Genomic DNA, 21,672 nt, shown 5'->3' with positions numbered 1-21,672 from the left:
ATCATATATAATCACATATCGCATCATTTTTGATGCAGTATGCAAAAGAGATTAACTTTCAAGGGGGAGTGGCGACATGCTGCAGGCATCGCCGTCATCTTTTGTTATTTTGCCCGCCGTCGCCAAAATTGTCTGCGAACCGGGATGGAAGTGGCAGAAGCGGGAAAAACCGATGCAAAACTATGACTTATTTTATGTATGGAGTGGTGAAGGGACCGTTGTGCTGAATGACCAGTCGTATGAAGTTGGCAAGGGTAGTTGTTTTCTGTTCAGGCCAGGCGATCATCCTACCGCAACACATAACAAGCAAAAACCTTTGGTACTTACGTATATTCATTTTGATGTAGATATACCCGTTAATGATGTTCCCCAATCTTATCGTGAGGTACTGGAAACGGTGGAATTCGAGCATTTGCTGGCTCGGTATGTAAGACTGTTCCTATCCGATGTATATGGGCGGGATGAAGAGAGCCGGCTGATTCTGAAACAGCTGATGATTCATTTGCTGCGTGCAGATACAGAAGCTCCTGTGGAGAAAAAGGTGAGCAACCAGTTGTCTGATGTCATCCAGGAGGTTGCTAACTATGTTCGCCAGCATCCAGGGATTACACATCGCGTGGAAGACCTCGCTGCAAGGGCTGGATTATCACCTCGATACTTCTCGATTAAGTTCAAGGAATTAATTGGATCTTCCGTGCAATCCTATATCATTCGCATGCGCATTGAGCGGGCTGAACATCTGTTGGTGCACACTGGCATGAATGTGACCGAGGTGGCAGATGCCCTTGGGTACCGCGATATCTTTTTCTTCAGTCGTCAGTTCAAACAGTACACCGGCAAAAGTCCATCTGAGATTCGATAGGGTCTCTCTGGCCGGTAAAATATGGCAACGTTTCAATTCTGGGAAGCAGGGGTAAGTATGTAGCATTCCAGACGATCGAAAGGGGGAACTTGTGATGAACGGAAAACGTCGGGTCCGCAACCGGGGATGCTCTATCAGGGGCTTTAATATTTTCCGGAACCGCCTGCGCCGCTCCAAACCGGCAGAGGAAATGCAGGACGTATGGTTTTAAGGAATGGTCAGAAAACCAATATGACGAAGCTTAGCTTCGTATTGCATGTATACATGGAATGGGAACGGTAATCATCCGACTTCTGCATAACTCTGAAGCGGATAATCGAATTCTCTGATCAGCAAAAGGTACTCATAGCCTGGACACTTTACCCTAAAAAGGTGTTCCGGCTGTGAGTACCTTTTTTATATGGGCCAAAGTTCTGTGTAATCTCTTTCTTTAGATCGGAAAATAAAAAAGATGACTCCTGTTGCTCAGGAATCATCTGCGTATTGCTCAATGGATTGGTTTTAACCGACCGAGCAATTCTCCCATTTTGACGGAGTCGCCAGGCTGCAAGCCCGGTTTCGGTTCGAATGTGCCGCTCTGCGTTAACAGTACGACGGTGGAACCGAATTCAAAATAGGCGAGGTCATCGCCTTGTGCCCATGAACTTACGTCTGCACCCGCGTACTGTATGCTGCTCACGTTCATTGCGCCTACTTTCACGACAGCCACTTCTCCAAAGTCATGAGCAATATACGTAATGAGCCTTTCGTTGCGACTCAGCACTGATTTCATATGGGTCAGACCAAAATCATTTACAGGATAAACCTTGCCCTTAATATGTTCACTCTCAATGCGACGACCGCTAACAGGAGCGTGAATGCGGTGATAGTCGCGTGGGCTGAGATACAGGACAAAAGCATAACCGTGCTTGTACTTCTCCAGATGTGGTGAGTGGTTTAATAATTCAGCAAGTGTATAATTTTGTCCCTTAACATTCAGGAGCGTTCCAGCAGATACAGGACCGGCTGCCGTGATTTTGGCATCTACCGGACTGATCAGTGCATGTTCTGAAAGTTCAAGCGGGCGCATGCCCGGTTTAAGTTTACGTGTAAAGAAATCATTCAAAGAACGATATTCCTTCCAGTCTTTCTCAGCTTCCTGAACAGGGATGTCGTAGGTCCGGACAAAATAAGGGATAAATGCCTTGCTTCCCCGGCTCTTGGAGAAGGCTCCCACAGTCCGGGAGATCCATTTGCGAGAAGAAAGCTCGGTCATTAACCGCAACAGCGTTTTTGCCATGAATATCCCCCTTAGGGTTAGTGCGAACTTCTAGGCCGGCAAGACCGGCCGTTCTGCATAATATTGACACAGAATGCCCACGAAATCAATATAGGCCGCGATCATACGTCTGGGGTTGCCTCGGTATGCGCGAATTCTGCTCCAGCAGCAGACGTCCGTAAGCCATCGGTTGCCGGTAGCTGGCTTTCCAAGTCTCCGTCATCCCGGCCTTGCGGAAACCATAGCGCTGATCCCTTCCGTTGCATTCGATAAAATAAATCTTGCCGTTCTCTGTTATCCCCAGGTCAAGTCCGAGGTCCGCAAGATGAGGCAGGCTTGAAGCTAGCGTCCGGGCGATTCGGAGCCCGACAGACCGGATTCTGGCCTCCAGTTCAAGTGCATGCCAATCGTTTGTCTCCAAGTCAAGTGCTTCAGCCAGCGTCATGACTTTGCTGCCTTGGGCGATATTGGTAACAAACGTATGGGCCGGAGCCACCTTAGCGAATATACCCGTGATCCCCCACAAACCATCACTTCCACGCTGTACGGATACTCGCAGATCTACAGGTCTTCCTTCAAAGCGAACCAGAGGTATGCGTTCTTCAATAAGATAGGCATGTCGGAAAATACGGCGCAGGGTGGCTGATGGCAGTTGTCCCTTATTCAGTCGAAAGGTTGCCCATCCCTTGCGTGAAGTCCTTGTCTCGCATGTCAGTTTCCATTGACCATCCTTTTGGAATATACGCATAATGCCGTGACCGATGCTTCCGCTGCATGGCTTGATCACCAGATCATCGTAATGTTCCATCATATATGCCAAAGACTCAGGTGTAGCTTTGACCGCACGGGGGAGATGTTGCCTGAGAGCGGGGTCCTGATAAAGCATCTCGTGAATATGATCTTTGCGGTATCGATTGCGGACATTGTATACCTGTATGCCCTGCAACAGCAGTTTGGTCACCTGATGCTGCTCCGAACGGCGAAGCTGGAGTGCCCGGTTATGAATAACGGAGGGCAAGGGCATTCTTTGACGAACGTATATGCCATCTTTTTTTACATAAGCAATACAGGTTTTGGTGTCCGCATCCACGTCTTCCAGCCGCAAAAAACAAGGTGTTAATCCATAACAGGCCGCTGCCTGTTCAACATTCGCGAGTGATTCCTGACCCGTTCTTCCAGCTGGTATCCCCCGGTACATGCGTGAATCGAACATAATACCGATCGTTTCTTGTAGCATGACCGTTCCTCCTTCAATGTTATCGCGACCATGGATCGTCCATCCATAAAATGCCGGCCTGTCTCCGCATGGTTGGACATCACGATAACGCAGACCGGAATCATGATGCATCGATATGCATCGACATGGACTTGTTAGCCTTCCGCTTCCACGCAATCCAGGTAGAGGTGGGTCGCTGTGCGGATGGGAAGTCATTTTACGGATTTATACAAATGCTTATGGATTATCTTATGACATTGCTGGATCAGGGGCGTGGACAGCCGCCTTTCATCTAAAGCCGTGCACAGCCTATTTCGCCATGGACAAGTGAATCACTCATATGTTGACTCCTACACTCATCCAATGTTATCGGCAAAAGTCGTGATTTGAAGTGGCAGATGCCTATATCGAAGCATATGATGCCGGAGACGAACGTTAGAGGAAGGAGCTAGCTGCATGAGTAAAAAAGGCAATAAGAAGGTTCCTACGCCAAAACTGCGGCATGTGAGCCCCAAATTTAAGGAACTGGATCTGACCAATCGACGGTCAGACACAATGGACTCAGGTTTCACTTCGAATAGGGAAGAACGCTTGAATACAAATAAACGGAATTCGAAGGCCATTCAGGCATCAGATGAATTCCTATCCGAATCAATGGAGCTACCTGCTTCAACGAACGAGCTGGAAGATCTGGATATCTTAACCAAAGTCGTCAAGCCGGAACCCGTAGAGTCTGATAGCGAGAAAGTTGTCGAGACGCAAGATAACCTGGAAAAGCAGATTCAGGTCAGCAGCGTGGCTCCGCTTGTTCTGGAAGAAGAGGTGGGTATCAACAAGCTAGAAACAGCGAGCAGGGACCGACTGCAGATCCTGAACCAGAACCAGATGCCAGGTCATACCGGACACTATATCTACACGGACGACTTGAGTGAATTTGCTGTTACGGAGAGCAAACTGGCTCCTTTCTCTGTGGATGCCTCCAAGCTGAAACCGGATGCGGTCGGCAGTGAAGCATTGCAGGATTATGCGGTGACCAGCATTCACATTGCAGACGGGGCAATTGTTTCTGCGAAACTTGCGGAAGCGTCTGTATCTGAGGAGCACCTGATTGACGGCTCCGTGTCTGGTCACAAAATACGAAATGCTTCTATTGCCGGTGAGAAAATCAGAGATGGCAGCATTACTTCTCAGAAGCTTGGCAACCAGGTAATCGATTCGGCCAAAATTGCCGATGGTTCCATCGGCACAAGACATCTCAGCCGTATGCTGGTAACGGAAGAATTAATCAAGAATCATGCCGTAACTGGAGACAAAATCGCGATTAGCGGCGTGGACACAAGGCATCTCACGGGAGGAGCTGTGCATACCTCCAAACTGGCTGACGATGCAGTGACCACATCCAAAATTCGTGAAGGTGCTGTCACAGGCAGCAAAATCGAAGAACAATCCATTGAGTCTCACCATATTCAGGCAGGTGCTGTTAAACAGACACATTTGGCAGAAGGGGCTGTAGGTCGTTCACAGCTATCAAATGGTAGTATTGGAAGTGACCAGATTGAGGATGGATCCATACAAACAAGACATTTAGCTGAGGGTTCGCTAAGTGGAAGACATCTACTGGACGGTTCAATCGGTTCAAGCCAGATTCGCGCTCGTGCAGTTGGCAAGGAGCAGATTGGCAATGGAGAAGTATACAATGAGCATTTGACGGAAGGCGCAGTAACCAGCAGCAAATTGGCAGACCAGTCTGTTGGAACAGCAAAATTGCTGGAACAGTCCATTACGGCCTCCAAGATTTCCGATCAGAGCGTCATTTCTTCCAAAATTGCAGATGAAGCTGTACAGGGCAAGCATCTTGCCAAAGGGTCCATTCGTGCGGAACACATTGCGAATCGGGGAATCACGCCGGTACATGTGGATAATTCCGCAATTCACTCCATTCACATTGCAAGTGGAAGCATTGAGACAACCCATCTATCTACTGGAAGTGTGTCCGGAGATGCTCTCGCAGATGGCGTGGTGTCTGAGCGGCATCTTGCAGAGTCGGCCGTAGGTACGTATGAATTGCAGGATGCTGCCGTTACAGACGTTAAGCTCGCGGATGGAAGTGTGACAACAGAAAAGCTTGGAACGGCATCGGTTAGTAGCAGAGTGCTTGCTCCGGGAAGTGTTATATCCTCGCATCTTGCGAGTGGTGGAGTCACAGGTACACATCTGGCACCAGGCAGCGTGGGTTCCGAGGCCCTGAGACCTTATGCCGTAAAATCGGAACACCTGACAGAACATGCCGTGGGTGTACCTCATCTTCAGCCAGGCAGTGTTGAAACGGATGCTATTGCCCGGGCCGCGGTCACAACAGACAAATTGGCTATTGATAGTGTAACTTCAGCCCAGTTGGCTGGAGGGTCCATTTTTCCGCCTCATCTAACAGATCATGCGGTTACCTCCCCCAAGCTCTCACCAGAGAGTGTTGCCACAGATAAACTGGCGGATTTTGCTGTCACGTCAGCTAAACTGGCAGATGGCAGCGTGACTTCTTCCAAGATTATGGCAGAGAGCATTAACGCCAAACATATTCCAGCAGGAACCATTCGCGGTTATCACCTGAAGCAGCATGCCGTTTCACTGGAACATTTGTCGGAGGAAATACGTTCACCAGAATTATTTGCCGATGGCAGTATTACCGGCAACAAACTGCGGCATGGGTCCGTTACTGCGAACCATTTGACAGCGGACTCGGTATCCGGGACAGAATTACAACAGGCTGCTATAGGTAGCGAGCACTTGCAGCCATCCGTTGTGCAATCCGTCCATCTGGTTGAAGGAAGCGTGAAGTCTGAGCATTTGGGAACTCATGTAGTGAGTTCACAGCATCTGAAGGCAGACATCATTCTTGAGGAACATATTGCTGAACAGGTGGTCACATCCCATCACTTGGCACCTGGATCTGTCGAAACTGACCATCTGGCACCTTTATCCATTACAGCAGCTCATCTTCAGCCAGGTTTGATCAGTGGTTTGCATCTTCAGGCAGAGTCGACAAGTGCTATTCACCTGCAGCAAGGATCCGTACATTCCCGTCATATTCAAGATGGTGAAATTCTTCCTCATCATATCCATGAACGCAGCATCGGAACGTCTCATCTGGAAGAAGAAGCAGTAAGTACGATTATATTACAGGATGAATCTGTAACACGCTCAAAACTGGCGAGTGGTAGTGTTGATGGCAGTAAATTAGCCGCAGGGACAGTATCGGCTACCCACATTGCAGACGAAAGTGTGCAAACCCGCCATATCCAAGAAGGAGCAATCCTTGCTAATCATATTCAAGAGTGCAGTATTGGCTCAGTTCATCTGGAAGAGGAGTCTGTAAGTGCGGTTCATTTGCAAAATGGTTCTGTAACGAGTGACAAACTGGCGGATGGCAGTATAAACGGCAGCAAATTGCTCGAAGGTACGGTATCAGGGATCCATATTGCATCCGAAAGTGTGCAATCCGGGCATATTCAGGCAGACGCCATCCATGCTGACCATATTCAGGAGCGAAGCATAGGCACAACCCATCTGGAAGAGGAAGCAGTATGTGCGATTCACCTGCAAAATGGGTCCGTTATCAGTGCTAAACTGGCCGACAGCAGTGTAACCGGCAGCAAATTGCTCGAAGATGCGGTGTCGGGAATCCATATCGCTTCTGAAAGTGTGCAATCCCGCCATATCCAGGAAGGAGCGATCCTTGCTGACCACATTCAGGAGCACAGCATCGGCATGTATCACTTGGAAGAGGAAGCAGTAAGTGCCATTCATCTCCAAAATGGATCTGTAACAAGTGCCAAGTTGGCTGACGACAGTGTAACCGGCAGCAAGTTGGTTGAAGGAGCGGTATCGGATATCCACATTGCAGACGATAGTGTGCAATCCCGTCATATTCAGGAGGGAACAATCCTTGCTGATCATATTCAAGAGCGCAGCATAGGCACAGCCCATTTGGAAGAAGAGTCGGTAAGTGCAATTCATTTGCAAAATGGATCTGTAACGAGTGCCAAACTGGCGGACGGCAGTATAAACGGCAGCAAGCTACTCGAAGGTACGGTATCCGGGATTCATATCGCATCGGAAAGTGTGCAATCCGGGCATATTCAGGCAGGAGCCATTCATGCTGATCATATTGAGGAGCGCAGCATAGGCACAGTCCATCTGGAAGAGGAAGCAGTAAGTGCAGTTCATCTGCAAAACGGGTCCGTAACAAGTGCCAAACTGGCCGATGGCAGCATTAATAGCAGCAAATTACTCGAAAATACCGTATTGGGAATTCATATTGCACCGGAAAGTGTGCAAAGCCGGCATATCCAGGAAGGAGCGATTCTCGCTGACCATATTCAGGAGAATAGTATCGGCACGTCCCATCTGGAAGAGGAATCGGTCAGTGCGGTAAATCTGCAAAATGGATCTGTAACGAGTGCCAAATTGGCTGATGGCAGCGTGAGCGGCAGCAAATTGCTTGAAGATACGGTGTCAGATGTCCACATCTCAAATGGAAGTATACAATCCCGCCATATCCAAGAGAGAGCCATCCATGCTGACCATATTCAAGAGCGTAGTATTGGGATCTCCCACCTCAAAGCGGAATCAGTCAGTGCGATTCATCTGCACAATGGTTCCATAACAAGTGCCAAACTGGCCGACGGCAGTGTGAATGGTAATAAATTGCTTGAAGGAGCGGTATCGGCTATCCACATTGCAGATAAAAGTGTGGAATCTCGGCATATTCAGGATGGAACGATTCATGCTGATCATATTCAAGAACGCAGTATTCGCACAACCCATCTAGAAGAGGAAGCAGTAGGCGGGGTACATCTGCAAAATGGATCAGTCACAAGTGCCAAATTGGCCGACGGCAGTGTAACTGGCAGCAAACTGAGTGAACAAAGCATTACCTCCAATCACTTGAATGCGGGAATTGTAGGTCCGGCCCATTTGAGCGAAGAGATATGGAATGCGATTCGTCAGTTCAGTGGAGAAACGCTCGAACAACTGGCAGCGATCAAAAAACAAGAGGCATTGCTTCAAGCAGGAAGTGAGGCTGTACCACCATCACAACCGGCAATTGTCGTGGAACCCTCAAGTGTCGATCTGATGGAAACGCAGTTTATCCAGACGTCGAGTCAGGAGCTGGGGCAACAACAAGAGCATCTATCGCAAGCTAACCAGCTTGGAGATTCATTGACGACAGCTGGCACGGTCAAGCCACAGTCTGAATTTTCACAAGAGATCGATGGAAATAAGGAGTTCAAGCTGAGGGAGCAAGCAGTTAAGCAGGAGCATTTGAGTGATGGAGCTGTTGGAAGCAGCCAGTTGCAGCATGGAGCTGTGGGTCCTGAACACCTGTCATTCCAGCCCGTACGGAGTGTCAGCCGTCAGCCTGTGGTGCAGCAGTTCGGTATGGAGGCCTTTATACTGCCTGAGGATGAACAGTGCGTGGAAGTAACGGTAGCCTTTGAGGAGTCGTTTATATCGGAGCATTATGTGATTGTTGCTATGTGTAATGATCGGGGATTCCAGGTGTCACTCCTCTCCCAGAGTGAGGATGAAGCCGTGCTGGAAGTGTCACGTACTGCGGGCTCCACACACACCTACGGATTGTTATCATGGATTGCCGCTGGGCCTTCAGTGTAAAAGTGTGAGATCATGAGTCTTCATTAGAGATAACTTTAGAGGAATGATTTCACATGTTTAAATAGACAAAAGCGGTTCCCGGATATGTCCGGGACACCGCTTTTTTTCATATATAAGCTTGATCCGTTCGGACGATGAGGGGTGCCTGAACGATTGAATATGAGTTCAACAACGAATGATTCTTACAGTCCTACGGCTTGATAAGCTTTGGTAATTGCAGTAGCTTCAGCAGAAGTTGCTCCGTACAGATCTTTAGCGGCTTGGATTGTCGCTGTTTTGGCAGCAGCAAATTTGGATGTAGGCGTCAGATAGTTCACAAGTGTGCTGTAGAAAATCTGAATGGCTTTATCACGCCCGATTCCTGTTACAGTCACGCCATTATGTGTGCCGCCTTGAGCTGCAAGATAGTAGGCTTTGTTAATGATACCGCTGTTGGTATGAACGCCTCCATTGTCAGCTGTTCCAGTATAACGGTCAGCGTATTTGTCAGGTTGTCCATACAATGTAGGGTTGGATAGGGAGCGCAGTGCATCGCCTGCAATGTTAGGTGTGTAAATGTCATCACCTATCAACCAGTTTTTGCTTTGGATGGTATTGCCGAAGATATCTGCGAAGGCTTCGTTCAATGCGCCCGGCTCATTGCGATACTCCAGATTGGCCGTGTTCTCAATGACTCCGTGAGTCAATTCATGACCAACGACGTCCAGATCACCGGACAGGGAAGTAAAGGTTGTACCATCTCCGTCACCAAATACAATCTGTACCCCGTTCCAGAACGCGTTATTGTAATTGGAGCCGTAATGTACCGTGGATTTAATCAGCAAGCCGTTACCATCCAGACCGTTACGGTTGAATTTGTTTTTGTAGAAATCATACGTGGCAGCAGCATAGGCATGGGCATCTACTCCGGCACGATCAGTCCATACATTATCGGAATCCGTCAGGAGAGTACCAGGAATGGTGGAGCGATTGCTAGCGGTGTAGGTTTCAATCCCTTTTCCGCGAGTGGTATCTTTCAGTTGGAAGGTACTGCCGGATTGGGTAGTTGTAAGGGTCTTGGTATCACCAAGTACACCTGTACCTGTGCCTGTTGCGAAGTTGATGATGTCATATTGAGAAACGATACTGCCGTCAACGGCATTTACGAAATATTTGGTACGTAGTGGGGCGGGGTCCAGCACATTGACTTCGGTAATGTAAACAAGGTAGGTTTGGTCATCTTCCTCATTATGGTAAATGTTCAGTTCCGCTTCAGGGGTTTTCTGAGGTTCGCCAAGCTCTCCAACGCGGGAAGTGGCTTCTTCCGATGCAATCTTGATCGCATCTTCTGCGCTGATTTCAGCGACACCGTCATTAGGGATAGCTTGTTCTTCAACTGGTGGGAGATCACCAAGTGCGGATGAAACCTGGCCAGTTTTGTCTAAGTGGATCGTTTGCTCGGCACCGTACACTGGAATTCCTTTAATGTACTGTTTCAGGCGGAAGTGTCGTACACCAGAGGTGTCTGTAGTTCTTTTAATAATTTTGAGTTGGGATTTCACGTCGGAATTCAGGAATTGTTCCTGTTGTCCAAGGAAATTGAAGATCGTTTCGTCAGAGCCGCTGTTCAACGAGATACCCTCCTCAGAGGCATAAGGGGCCTGCAATGGAATGGACTGATCAGACAATGGAGCTGCAGCAGCAGAAGATACGGAAGCGAGCAAAAGAGCTCCTCCAAGAATTGTTGGCATAACTTTAGAAAATTTCATAGTAAACTCTCCCATTCTCAATATGATTTTTTGGAAAACACATGATTATGCCAATCTCGGTTGGAGTTCCGTCTGCAACTTGGGCAGCGCGGAGTGTGGGGCTGAATCTGAAACGTGGAATATGACAAGAAACGATAAAGAACAAAGTCGGCAGAGCCTGTATGCCTGTGGCAGGGCGTGTCAAAGGAATACCGTTTATTCGGTTCAGCCATGAGGCTTAATCGTTTATTGTGCTTCCTCTTTCAGAAGCCTGGGGTCTTGTCCACTTGCGAAGCAGAAGATGTTCTTACGGAGCCGGGGTGTTCGTTCCGGGTTCACATAATAAAGCCTGAATTACATATTGAACGGCATCACTCCTCTCAAGGTACATGCAACAGAGCAAAAACAGCCTCCTTGTATGCATAATTAACCTAAGGTCAATTAACAGAAATAAAAAAAGAACTATAAGGAACATTTGTTCCTCGTTAGGATTTTTTTGTCAATGTCCTGCTTGCAACGTATATTATCACAATGTAAAACTTTGGAAAAGATGCAATTTTAAATTTTTTTAAAATTGTGTCTGAAGTAGGGGAGCTGTAGCATATTTCACATTTTTTGACGAATCATGTCTATATTAATGGTTTGATTGAGCCTGCTAGCAGACAGAACCTGCTTAATTCAAGGACATACGCCGTTTCCACTGCTCCATGAATACATAGAATAACGTGTACTCCCTTTGCATGACGATGATGTACACCTGGGAGGTGACTGTGTTGCAAAAACGCGGCAATACAGCTTTTTATGCAGCTAAATCGAAGCTGGCACAAAGAAAAGCGCATTTAAAGAAGCGTCGTTTGAAATCTGCCTACAAAAAGGGTACAAAGGCCTACAAGTACGTGATTCCACCCGTGGAGCAAACGGAATTGCCAGCATTCGGAGCTGAGCATGCGATGAGAGAGACACTTGCACAAGGTTCAGCGGACTCGCATAAACCACTGCTTTCGGTCATTATACCTGCCATGAATGAAGAGCGAACCATTGGTGCAGTCGTCCGTCGGGCACTGCGGATATGCCGTGATGCTGAAGTGCTTGTTATTGTGAATGGTTCAACGGATGGAACGGCAGCAGCGGCAAAAAGAGCGGGGGCAAAGGTTCTTCGTTATGCCGAAGCTTTGGGACATGATGGAGGAAGAAGAATCGGTGCAGAGGCAGCTCGTGGCAGGGTGCTGTTGTTCACGGATGCAGACATTCCAATTCCGGCAGAACATCTTGCGCCTTATGTGCGAGCAATTTTGGATGGAACGGATGTGGCCCTTAATGATTATAACGGGCCGGTGGCGCGTATCCCTGTTCACCCTGTGGTAGAGGCCAAACATGCGCTAAACAGCATGCTAGCCAGACCTGATCTGCAAGGAGCTTCCATGACAGCCATTCCGCATGCCTTAAGTCGCAGGGCACTTGAAGTGATTGGTGCGGACACACTGGAGATTCCACCGTTGGCACATGCAAAGGCGGTTACCAGCGGGTTGAAGGTGCGTGCCGTTCATCATGTACCTGTAGGCAAAATGAACGCAGTTCGAGTCAAGAAACGAAGCGGACCTGACCCGCTCAGTCAAGTGGTATGGAATGATCATCTGACAGCGATCAGGTGGATAACCGATACGCTTGGTCCACGCGGAGGATATTCTGATCTGCAGCGTGTTCGTAGCCTGACGAGGTGAGCATGTTGCCTAAAAAAAGAAAGAAACCTCGTCAAAAGATGCAGCATGCTGGAGGTGAGGAAATGAAGGAGCGTTCAGGGCGCGATCGTCGGCAACGGACAGCAGGCAGACGAACAAGAAGGAACAGAACCAGAACCATAGGCAGGAAGAGCCCGACAAAATCGCCGTTAAAGAGTTCGACAGCGAGCAGGTCGACTACGAACAGCTCTATATTACAAGAAGCGTTCCGCGCAGGGCAACGGGCAGGATGCAAGGCATTGGAAAGTGAGCAATCGATTGAACAACATGCACGTTCAGCATGGCAGGAGCATGAGGCTACTATCTCAGCGGAGCTAAGGGGATATTCTGCTGCAATGCACGCAGGGAAAGCATTTATGCAGGGTTATACTCATGCTGCAGGGCGTTCATTGAATATCATTCCAATTGCCCTAAATAAACCTGCGGCTGCAGTCGTCTGTGCATGCAATGAGGAACTTACGCTGGGGCAAGTACTTGTACAACTGAAACGTTTACCGCTGACGGATATCGTTGTGGTATTGAATGGAACAACGGACAACAGTTTAGCACAGGTGCTTGAACAGCCTGGTATCACACTCGTCTATGAACCTGATCGAGCAGGACATGATGTAGGCCGCGCCTTGGGGGCCAAAATGACGGAGGCAGAGACCCTTCTCTTTGTGGATGGGGATATGGTCGTCCTGGCAGAGCAACTCGCCCCGTTTCTGTATGCGGTCGACCGTGGAGATGATGTTGCGCTGAACAATCTTTCATCCCTTTTGCCTCCATTTGCCCGCCAGGATGAAGTGAGCCGCATCAAGGCATATCTCAACCGCGTGCTTAATCGTTCTGATCTGGGTTCCAATTCGTTGACGGCCGTACCCCATGCCCTCTCGCGTAACATGATCCAGATCGTAAAACCGGAGGCGCTGGCTGTTCCTCCCAAGGCGCAAAGTCTGGCCATTCAGCACGGATTAAAAGTGACTGCGCCCAGTCAGGTGGATGTCATTCGTTCCAATCGTCTGCGCTCAACTAATACGGGCAGCGGCAACGAAGTCGCTAAATTGATCATTGGCGATCATCTGGAGGCGATTGCAACCTGGTTGGACATGGGCGGCAATATGTCACAAGCTCGATCCATTTCCCGTGCAGAAGTAGCCTACAGGAGGAACGCCAGATGACACTGACGAGTATTATTATTCCAACGTACAACGGGCTGGATCTGCTGAAACCATGTATCGAAGCCATTCGAAAATATACCGGTCCTCATACACCATATGAAATCATCGTTGTGGATAATGGCTCAGTTGATGGAACAGCAGCGTATTGTGCCTGGGAACGAATTCGTTTTGTCCGGTTACCGGACAATCGGGGGTTTCCGGCGGCTTGCAATGCGGGGCTCCGTGCAGCCTGTGGTGATGAGCTGTTGCTATTGAATAATGATGTTACGGTTACTACCCGCTGGCTCGAAAATCTGAGGGCAGCCCTCTACAGTGAAGCAAACATTGGTATTACAGGTCCGGTGACCAACTACGCAAGTGGTATCCAGCAGGTGGAGCTTGAGTTCCGGGACATGGCACATTTTCAGGAACTCGCTGCTGCCAACAATATTGTCGATTCTTCCAGGTGGAAGGAAGTCAGACGGATTGTCGGCTTATGCATGCTCATACGGCGAAGTGTGATGGAGGACATTGGTGTGCTTGACGAAGTCTATTCGCCGGGACACTATGAAGATGACGATTATTGCTACAGGGCCTGCCAGAAAGGCTATCGTTTGCTGGTATGCGGAGATGTCCTGGTACATCATCGCGGCAGCGCGAGTTTCCTGAAGACCGATCCTGTAGCATGGAAACAGTTGCTTGAGCGCAATCGATCCATTTTTATCAACAAATGGCATGTCGATCCCCTTAAATATATTGAGACATCCGATGAAGGAGGGATAGTGGAATGAAAGGTGTAATTCTTGCTGGCGGAACAGGAACACGACTGTATCCTCTGACCCGGCTGATTAACAAGCATCTGATTCCAGTCGGCAAGCATCCGATGATTATGTATGGCATCGACAGACTCCGCCAGGCAGGCATTGAAGAGATATTGATAGTGATCAACAAACATTCCGCTGGGTTATACACGGAGTATTTGGGTGGTGGAGCAGATCATGGCGTCAAGCTGACGTATCGGATTCAGGAAAAGGCAGGCGGGATTGCTGAAGCATTGGATCTGGCGACATCGTTTATCCTTCCTGGAGAGAAATTTGTTGTGCTGCTGGGTGACAATCTGTTTAGCGACGATTTGAAGCCTTATGTGGATCGGTATTTGCAGCAGCCCGCGGGCACAGCTCGTGTTTTGCTCAAAGAAGTGGACGATGCACGGCGGTATGGGGTGCCGGTGTTTGATCCAAAGCATCCGGAACGAATTGCATACATTGAGGAAAAACCGAGTGATCCCAAGACCTCTTATTGTGTTACTGGCATATATATGTATGATGACCATGTATTTAACCTTATTCAAAACATTGCACCTTCTGCACGCGGCGAACTCGAAATTACGGACGTGAACAATCATTATGCAGCAGCTGGAGGACTGGAATACGATATTTTGCAAAAATATTGGAGTGATGCCGGGACGTTCCAATCGCTTCAGGAAGCAGCCATCCGCATGAAGGGTCAACTACCCTAAAATATATGTGCCTGATGCTGCCGCTGTGAGAGGTCCCATGAGAGCAGAACAACCTGCGCCGGAGCCGGAAGAATGCTCCGGCGCTTTGTGCAGCGGGGGCACTCCTAGTGCATGCCAAGGGAGGGAATGCCGTGAGAGTAGCAAAACGCAGCGACTTGGGTAGGAGGAATAAGACACTGGGCAGTCATGCCGGTTCCTTGTACGTATCTGTAGGAGTGCAGCCCAAAGCAAGTTCGAATCATGAATGGGGAAACAACGGTACGAAGCAGGGAAGTTTGGAACTCGCAGGAATAGAGCGCAAGCTTCTTGCAGAACCGAAAGGCAAAGCCAGCGGGCGCACTGGTGCAAGACGTGGTGGGAGCGCAGGAGCACGAACCAAAACGGGCGTGAAAACAGGCGAAGGGCGGGGCAGCGCAGGCACCCGCTTGAAAGCTGGCGAGCGTGCAGGCGTGAGCCGTGGCCATAAAGGGGCGCGAGCCAAAGCGGGCAAGCGCGCAGCTGCCCGCCGCGCGCTTGCCGCGCCGCGGGGCGGGCGGGCCGCAGGCGCCCGCGGCAAACAGCGCACGGCTGCGCAGCGTGCGCCGGGGCCAGCACCGCAAGGCAGCACGCCACAGGCGCTGCCTGCCAGCGGTGCTGGCCCCGCCCCGCCGCAAGCGACACACCGACGCGGTGGTGTCGCTCACGCGGGGCGGGAAAGCGCTGCCGCGCATGCTGGCAGCGCAAGGGCACTGGCGCCTGCGCAGCCGGCAGCAGCGCCCGAGAGCGGCTACGCCGAGGGCTTCCGCGACGGCGTGTTCGCGGGCGGGGAGGCGCTGGTGGCGCAGCACATCCCGCCTGATCATATTCTGCCTACCGTGGCGGCGGCAGATCTGATCGAGGCGGGATTCCGCCAATATGCGCCCACGCTTACCCGGCTGGCCAGCCCTCATGAGATGGCTGGCCACATCCAGGGGGCGCTGGATGCGCAGCGCCCCCTGGATGTCGTTCGCCTCGGAGATGGCGAACTGTTGACCCTGGCAGCCGATACGGTGCTGCCAGGCGAGCAAGTGCAGGGGCTGGCACCGTTTCTGCCTTATGCAGGGGTGCCACGCTCCACCCCGGACATCCGCGCTGCGCTCGCGGAAGCCATTCGAGGCGCCGATTGGGTCGGTGTCCCCATCTCGCGTGCGCCTACTTTTCAGGGACTGTTATTTCCAGTATTACGGCATTTCGGCATTGACTGGTCCCGTCTGAATCTGACCAGTTCCACGATTAACTACAGCCTGCATCATTCCGGTCTGTTGTTACCTGTGGTACAGGGGCGCCGGGTGCTGCTGATTGGAAGCCAAGCTGCAGAGCTCGGGGCCTTGTTGAACGGTCGCGGGATACAAGTGACAGGCATCATAGGAACAGTGGAGGGGGTAGCGGATATCCCGAGAGTGATGCAGCAGACTGCGGAGCATTCGTTCGATATCGCTCTGGTAGCAGCGGGAATTCCGGCCGTCATTCTGTGCCGCCGAATCGCTGGTGAGCTGGGGCGGGTTGCCATAGATTTTGGACATTTGGCTGACAAATTGGTTACAGGAGAGCTTCATCTCTAATGGACGATCTGGTGCGACGTTCATCGTAACGCGCATGTGGATGAGGGGAAATGGAGGAAGCAACATGAGCACATCAGACAGACGTTCAAAACAGCGAAAAGCATCGTCATCCGATACCGTTGTTTTACATGCAGCTCGAAGCAGGAGTGGAGGGAAGAATAAACGCCAAGCCTCAGGTAAACGGGCAGCCAAGAACGCAAAACTGTATAAGCAGGGATACCATAGAGGCTATGATGAGGGCGTTCGACAGGGGGAGAGCTCATTCGGACTGGTATTCGAAGGCGTAAGCATTATTATTCCAACATACAACCAGCGCGAATATGTCCTTCAATGTGTGTCCAGTATTGAAAAGCATACACCGGCCCCCTTTGAAATTATTGTTGTGGATAACGCATCCAAGGATGGCACCGCGGCAGCCATGCTTCGTAAAGGTGGAATGGTAAGGGTCGCTGCGCTGGATAAGAATCGTGGTTTTGCCGGCGGTGTCAATCATGGACTGATGATGGCGAAGGGGCGACATATCGTCGTGCTGAATAACGATACACTGGTCACCCCGGGCTGGCTGGAAAACATGATGACCTGTCTTGACAGTCATCCCGAGATGGGAGTTGTGGGTCCGGTTACGAATTACATTGGCGGAGATCAGCAGATTGAAGTCCCATACAGGGAAGTGGAGGATATGTGGTCTTTTGCTGCCCGACATAATCGCCCGGATGCCACGAAACATCGGGAGACCGAAAGACTGGTTGGATTTTGCTGGCTTTTCTCACGGGAATTGTTGGAGCGGGTAGGTTATCTTGATGAAGGTTACGCCGTGGGCAATTTTGAAGATGATGACTGGATCATCCGGGCGAAACTGGCGGGATACAGGCTGGGGGTAGCCGGCGATGCATTCATACATCACTACGGAAGTGTAAGCATGAAGAAGCTGGGAGAACAGGATTATGAAGTCGTGAATAAGGATAACGAGCAATTTTATACACAAAAATGGGGAGATCCCCATGCGCTGGTTGCTGATACTTCCCGGCTCTCGCTGCACGCCAAGGTGTCGACAAGTCAGCAGGAGAACAAGATACCCCAGGGCACGTCAGATTCCCCTGATCTGCGACAGCGCATTTCCACCAAGGGCAGCAGCGATGTAACCCATAAGCTGAGACGCAGCACGGACTTTTACCCGGAGGGCTGTTACATCTCTGATATCAAGGGCGATGTTTATCGACTGATACGTGGGCAGCGACGCAAGCTGAACATCCCCGTTCCACGGGGTATTTCTCCCGTTCTGGTTGCGAAACCGGATCTGCTCGGGGCACCTGAAGGTGAGCCATTGATATCTGCGGGTGAGGTACAAGGCTGGCCCCTGGAAAGAAGTCATGTTCATGCTCAACCTGTTCAGAGCAACCGCGATGCACTGGAGGAAGGCATGATTATTGCCGCGACGAATGAGCGGGATATATGGTACCAGATCAGTGGCAGTAAACGCAGGAGGTTTGCAACCCTTTATGCTGCGGAACGGTGGGGAGTGCAATCCGGGCATGTCGTTCATGTATCTGCGAACCAATTGCGTACGATCGAAGAAGACTGGCCCATTATTGCTCCTCCCCAGCTCTTGAACGAAGATTTGTAATGACCGGGTTCGGCTGCCTTGTATATCGGCACGACAGCATGATGCGGAATATGATGTACAGCGTATCGTAACGCTACACATCTTTCCGCATCCGAACTTTACATATACCACGAATCATGAGATGTAACGATTGAAAGATTGGTGAATTACTTTTACACTAAGCCCATTCAATCTTTGCAAAGCATATTGAAGTATACCGAGACAGGGGGAATGCACGATGAAAGACACCATGGCAGTACAAGCCCAAACTATTGCTGGTGAGTTTTTTCAGGAACAAGTGAGATCCTCATACCCGATTATCGGAAAAGGTTTTGTGAATCAGGTTTGCCTGGTTGAGACGGAACGTCATAAAGTCGTGGTCCGCATGAACAACAAGGTTCATTATCCCACCTTTATCAAAGAAAAATGGTGTATTGAGCAGGCAGCAGCAGCGGGTATCCCTGGGCCATATACATTGTCCGTTGGGGTTAAGGATGAATTGGCATATATGATTCAAACGTTTGTCGAGGGGGATAACGGATTGGATAGTAAAGTAGCCCCGACTGACATCTGGAGGAAGCTCGGTGAATATGCGAGACGTATACATTCCATTCAAGTGACCGGTTTTGGCGAGGAGCTGATTGATCCCATTCAGGGTACATTTCATTCTCCACCTCATCCAGGATCAGATGGCAGCTGGAAAGGATATGTGCAGTATAACATCGATAGTTTGACAGAGCGGGATCCGCTGCTTGAGTTGGGCGTAATCAAGAAGAGGGAATCGAAGATTGTACGACAATGGTTCGAGCAGTTGCAAGATGAAAAGTTCCGATTCGGTTTATGTCATGGTGATATCTCATTAAAAAATACGATAGTTCATCCGACAGGTCAGTTGATACTACTGGATTGGGGGAGTGCGGAAGTTACTGTCGTGCCACATGGAGATGTCATCCATCTGATGGGGTGTCAGCTCCGTGGTGAAGGCCCTGATACGGAACAATTGAAAGCGTTCTTGGAAGGATACGGAATGAGTATGGAGGAACTGGGTCTGACCAGGCATCTATTGCTGTTAAAAGCCTTTGATACCCTCCGATGGGCTATGGATAAACGGCCGGACCAGGTTAACCATTATGCCGGTTCTGCCAAACAGGTCTTTAACATGGTTAGTGATAGGTTCAGGAATTAGAGAGCTCTTAAAGAGCTCTTTTCAAATTTTAAATATAATCTTTCTATCCTCTTATAGGTTTATTCTATTGGCAGATCCATTGACGCTTGAAGAGGTGAGGAGTACATTTATAGCCATAATTCTTATTTAACAGATAGGAATTAATGGTCTGGGTGGTGATCCATCCTGATCTGACAATGAATCAATCAGGAGGTATGCCGATGTCTTCTACATCGAAAAAAGTAGTGCTCTGGAGCAAAACAGGCTGTCATTTCTGCGGGGAGGTCAAGGCATTCCTAACGGCCCGCAACCAGCCTTTTGAGAACATCGAAGTGCAAGGCAACGATGTGCTGAGGGACGTGCTTGAAGCCAAATATGGCATTCGACATGTACCTGTCATTGAGGTGGGTGGAGACGGCAAGTATGAAGCTTTGCTGGAGCCTGATTTGGAGAAACTGGCGGAACTTCTCGCCCAGCCCGATGAAGCAGCAGTCTGACCGGATGTGGCGGATCTCTTGATAAAGCAGTTTCCGGCTGCTAAAGGCTGTCATATCAGTGTGCAGCAGTCGGGGATTTTTATAAGCCATAATCCATCCTCTTATTCAGATGTCCAATCCTTATATAGAAAAGTTCTATAAGTAATGCTGTTGACCGATGTGCGGGGCAGTGATAAGATTTGTGAAATTAAAGCTGACCAAACTCATAGGAATAGTTAACTTTGTGATTTTTCTTCATTCGTAATCGTATCAGATCGGACTTTAGAAAATTCTTAATATATCCTAATCCAAGGAAGGCGGAATGGTTATGACGGCTCAGCGCAGTTTGAAATTTGGAGCGATTGTCCACGGTGTCGGAGGCAGCATGACGACTTGGAGACACCCGGAGATTCAATCGGATGCCAGTGTGAATTTTGAATTTTACAAACGCCAGACGTTGAAGGCAGAAGAAGGCAAATTCGATCTCGTTTTTATCGCTGACGGTCTTTATATTACCGAGAAATCCATACCTCACTTCTTGAATCGATTTGAGCCAATCAGCTTGTTGTCCGCCCTGGCCGCCATTACGTCACGGATCGGTCTGGTTGGAACACTTTCCACCTCCTATAGTGATCCATTCACAGTTGCCAGACAATTCGGTTCACTTGATCTGATCAGTAATGGCCGTGCTGGCTGGAATGTGGTTACATCCCCGCTTGAAGGTTCAGCCAAAAACTACAGTAAAAGCAACCACCCTACTCATCCGGAACGTTACCGGATTGCAACCGAATATTTGCAGGTGACCAAGGGCTTGTGGGATTCATGGGAAGACGATGCCTTTGTAAGAGACAAAGAAAGCGGCGTTTTCTTCGATCCATCCAAGCTGCACACACTCAATCATGAAGGAGAGTTTTTCTCCGTACAGGGCCCACTTAACATTGCACGTTCACGGCAGGGGCAGCCTGTTATCTTCCAGGCAGGTTCCTCAGAAGATGGCAAAACCCTTGCTGCCAAAGAAGCGGATGCTGTTTTCACAGGGCATGATTCTATTGAGGATGCACAGGCCTTCTACAAAGATGTCAAAACCCGCGCAACATCCTATGGACGTTCCACACAGGATATTGTCATTTTGCCAGGGATCAATCCAATTATCGGACGGACAGAAGAAGAAGCAGAACAGAAATATCAGGAGATTGCCAGCCTGGTTACTATTGATAAAGCGCTGGACTATCTGGGACGTTTCTTCGAGCATCATGACTTTTCCCAATATCCGCTGGATGAACCATTCCCTGAATTGAATGGCATTGGCAGCAACAGCTTCCGCAGTGGTACGGACAAAATCAAGCGGGATGCCATAGAGCAAGGATTGACCCTGCGTGAAGTAGCCCTGCGGGCAGCAACACCAAAGAGCAAATTCCTTGGCACACCGGAGCAGGTGGCTGACAAGATCCAGGAATGGTCCGAAGCCGAAGCGGCAGATGGATTCATTATTCATTCTGAACTGCCAAGTGGATTGTCTGATTTTGTGGAGCTGGTTGTTCCGATTCTGCAAGAGCGTGGTATCTATCGTACCGAATACGAGCATGACACACTGCGTGGCAATCTCGGTGTACAAATTCCGGTGAATCGGTACACGGCTGCCCGGGAGCAGGTCGGAACCGAGGCATAAGAAAATGGGGAGCGGGAAATCGGCAGCGGTCTAAAATGAGGAGTCC

At 49.6% G+C, this 21,672-nt stretch carries 15 protein-coding genes; 12 read left to right on the top strand and 3 right to left on the bottom strand.

The window, feature by feature from the left end; all coding sequences use genetic code 11:
- Positions 1 to 76: 76 nt before the first annotated feature.
- Positions 77 to 862 (top strand): helix-turn-helix domain-containing protein, encoded by a 786-nt coding sequence (locus DC345_RS28170; RefSeq protein ID WP_113055964.1) that lies wholly within the window; start codon positions 77 to 79, stop codon positions 860 to 862.
- A gap of 487 nt (positions 863 to 1,349) precedes the next feature.
- Here DC345_RS28170 and asd read toward each other — a convergent pair whose 3' ends face one another.
- Both asd and DC345_RS28160 read right to left on the bottom strand, forming a co-directional pair.
- Positions 1,350 to 2,141 (bottom strand): archaetidylserine decarboxylase, encoded by a 792-nt coding sequence (asd, locus tag DC345_RS28165; protein ID WP_076290875.1) that lies wholly within the window; start codon positions 2,139 to 2,141, stop codon positions 1,350 to 1,352.
- Positions 2,142 to 2,226: 85 nt separating this feature from the next.
- On the bottom strand, positions 2,227 to 3,357 hold the full coding sequence (locus DC345_RS28160; RefSeq protein WP_113055963.1) for a YheC/YheD family endospore coat-associated protein: 1,131 nt from the start codon (positions 3,355 to 3,357) through the stop codon (positions 2,227 to 2,229).
- A gap of 68 nt (positions 3,358 to 3,425) precedes the next feature.
- On the opposite strand from DC345_RS28160, the gene DC345_RS31900 reads away from it, so the two are divergent.
- Complete coding sequence (locus DC345_RS31900; RefSeq protein WP_181586760.1) at positions 3,426 to 3,632, top strand: hypothetical protein; 207 nt, start codon at positions 3,426 to 3,428, stop codon at positions 3,630 to 3,632.
- A gap of 160 nt (positions 3,633 to 3,792) precedes the next feature.
- A complete protein-coding gene (locus DC345_RS28155) occupies positions 3,793 to 9,009 on the top strand; it encodes a WIAG-tail domain (protein ID WP_113055962.1) in 5,217 nt (1,738 codons plus the stop codon).
- Between the two features lie 182 nt (positions 9,010 to 9,191).
- Here DC345_RS28155 and DC345_RS28150 read toward each other — a convergent pair whose 3' ends face one another.
- Entirely contained in the window at positions 9,192 to 10,757 is a 1,566-nt protein-coding gene (locus DC345_RS28150) for a M4 family metallopeptidase (protein WP_113055961.1), read from the bottom strand.
- Positions 10,758 to 11,506: 749 nt separating this feature from the next.
- Between DC345_RS28150 and DC345_RS28145 the strand changes: the two genes are divergently transcribed.
- From DC345_RS28145 to DC345_RS28105, 9 genes are all read left to right on the top strand, one after another.
- Positions 11,507 to 12,457: a glycosyltransferase family 2 protein gene (locus tag DC345_RS28145; RefSeq protein WP_258530900.1), complete on the top strand. Its 951-nt coding sequence runs from the start codon at positions 11,507 to 11,509 to the stop codon at positions 12,455 to 12,457.
- Between the two features lie 62 nt (positions 12,458 to 12,519).
- Positions 12,520 to 13,635 carry a glycosyltransferase family A protein gene (locus DC345_RS28140; protein WP_258530899.1) on the top strand — a complete coding sequence of 372 codons (1,116 nt, stop codon included), beginning with the start codon at positions 12,520 to 12,522 and terminating at the stop codon, positions 13,633 to 13,635.
- A complete protein-coding gene (locus DC345_RS28135; RefSeq protein ID WP_113055959.1) occupies positions 13,632 to 14,405 on the top strand; it encodes a glycosyltransferase family 2 protein in 774 nt (257 codons plus the stop codon). Before DC345_RS28140 ends, DC345_RS28135 begins: the two co-directional genes overlap by 4 nt.
- Positions 14,402 to 15,133, top strand: coding sequence for a sugar phosphate nucleotidyltransferase (locus DC345_RS28130; RefSeq protein WP_113055958.1), 732 nt, complete (start codon positions 14,402 to 14,404; stop codon positions 15,131 to 15,133). Before DC345_RS28135 ends, DC345_RS28130 begins: the two co-directional genes overlap by 4 nt.
- An 815-nt stretch (positions 15,134 to 15,948) precedes the next feature.
- Entirely contained in the window at positions 15,949 to 16,713 is a 765-nt protein-coding gene (locus DC345_RS28125) for a GT-D fold domain-containing protein (protein WP_258530898.1), read from the top strand.
- 64 nt (positions 16,714 to 16,777) lie between these two features.
- Positions 16,778 to 18,337 carry a glycosyltransferase family 2 protein gene (locus tag DC345_RS28120; RefSeq protein WP_181586759.1) on the top strand — a complete coding sequence of 520 codons (1,560 nt, stop codon included), beginning with the start codon at positions 16,778 to 16,780 and terminating at the stop codon, positions 18,335 to 18,337.
- Between the two features lie 217 nt (positions 18,338 to 18,554).
- A complete protein-coding gene (locus DC345_RS28115) occupies positions 18,555 to 19,502 on the top strand; it encodes a phosphotransferase family protein (protein ID WP_113055956.1) in 948 nt (315 codons plus the stop codon).
- Positions 19,503 to 19,702: 200 nt separating this feature from the next.
- Positions 19,703 to 19,978 carry a glutaredoxin family protein gene (locus DC345_RS28110; protein ID WP_063566643.1) on the top strand — a complete coding sequence of 92 codons (276 nt, stop codon included), beginning with the start codon at positions 19,703 to 19,705 and terminating at the stop codon, positions 19,976 to 19,978.
- 307 nt (positions 19,979 to 20,285) lie between these two features.
- On the top strand, positions 20,286 to 21,626 hold the full coding sequence (locus DC345_RS28105; RefSeq protein ID WP_113055955.1) for an LLM class flavin-dependent oxidoreductase: 1,341 nt from the start codon (positions 20,286 to 20,288) through the stop codon (positions 21,624 to 21,626).
- Positions 21,627 to 21,672 lie beyond the last annotated feature (46 nt).

The sequence above is a fragment of the Paenibacillus taichungensis genome (assembly GCF_003287275.1).
GTDB lineage: Bacteria > Bacillota > Bacilli > Paenibacillales > Paenibacillaceae > Paenibacillus > Paenibacillus taichungensis_A.
The sequence above is the reverse complement of the archived record's forward strand: the minus strand, read 5'-3'. Positions and strand labels throughout refer to the sequence as shown.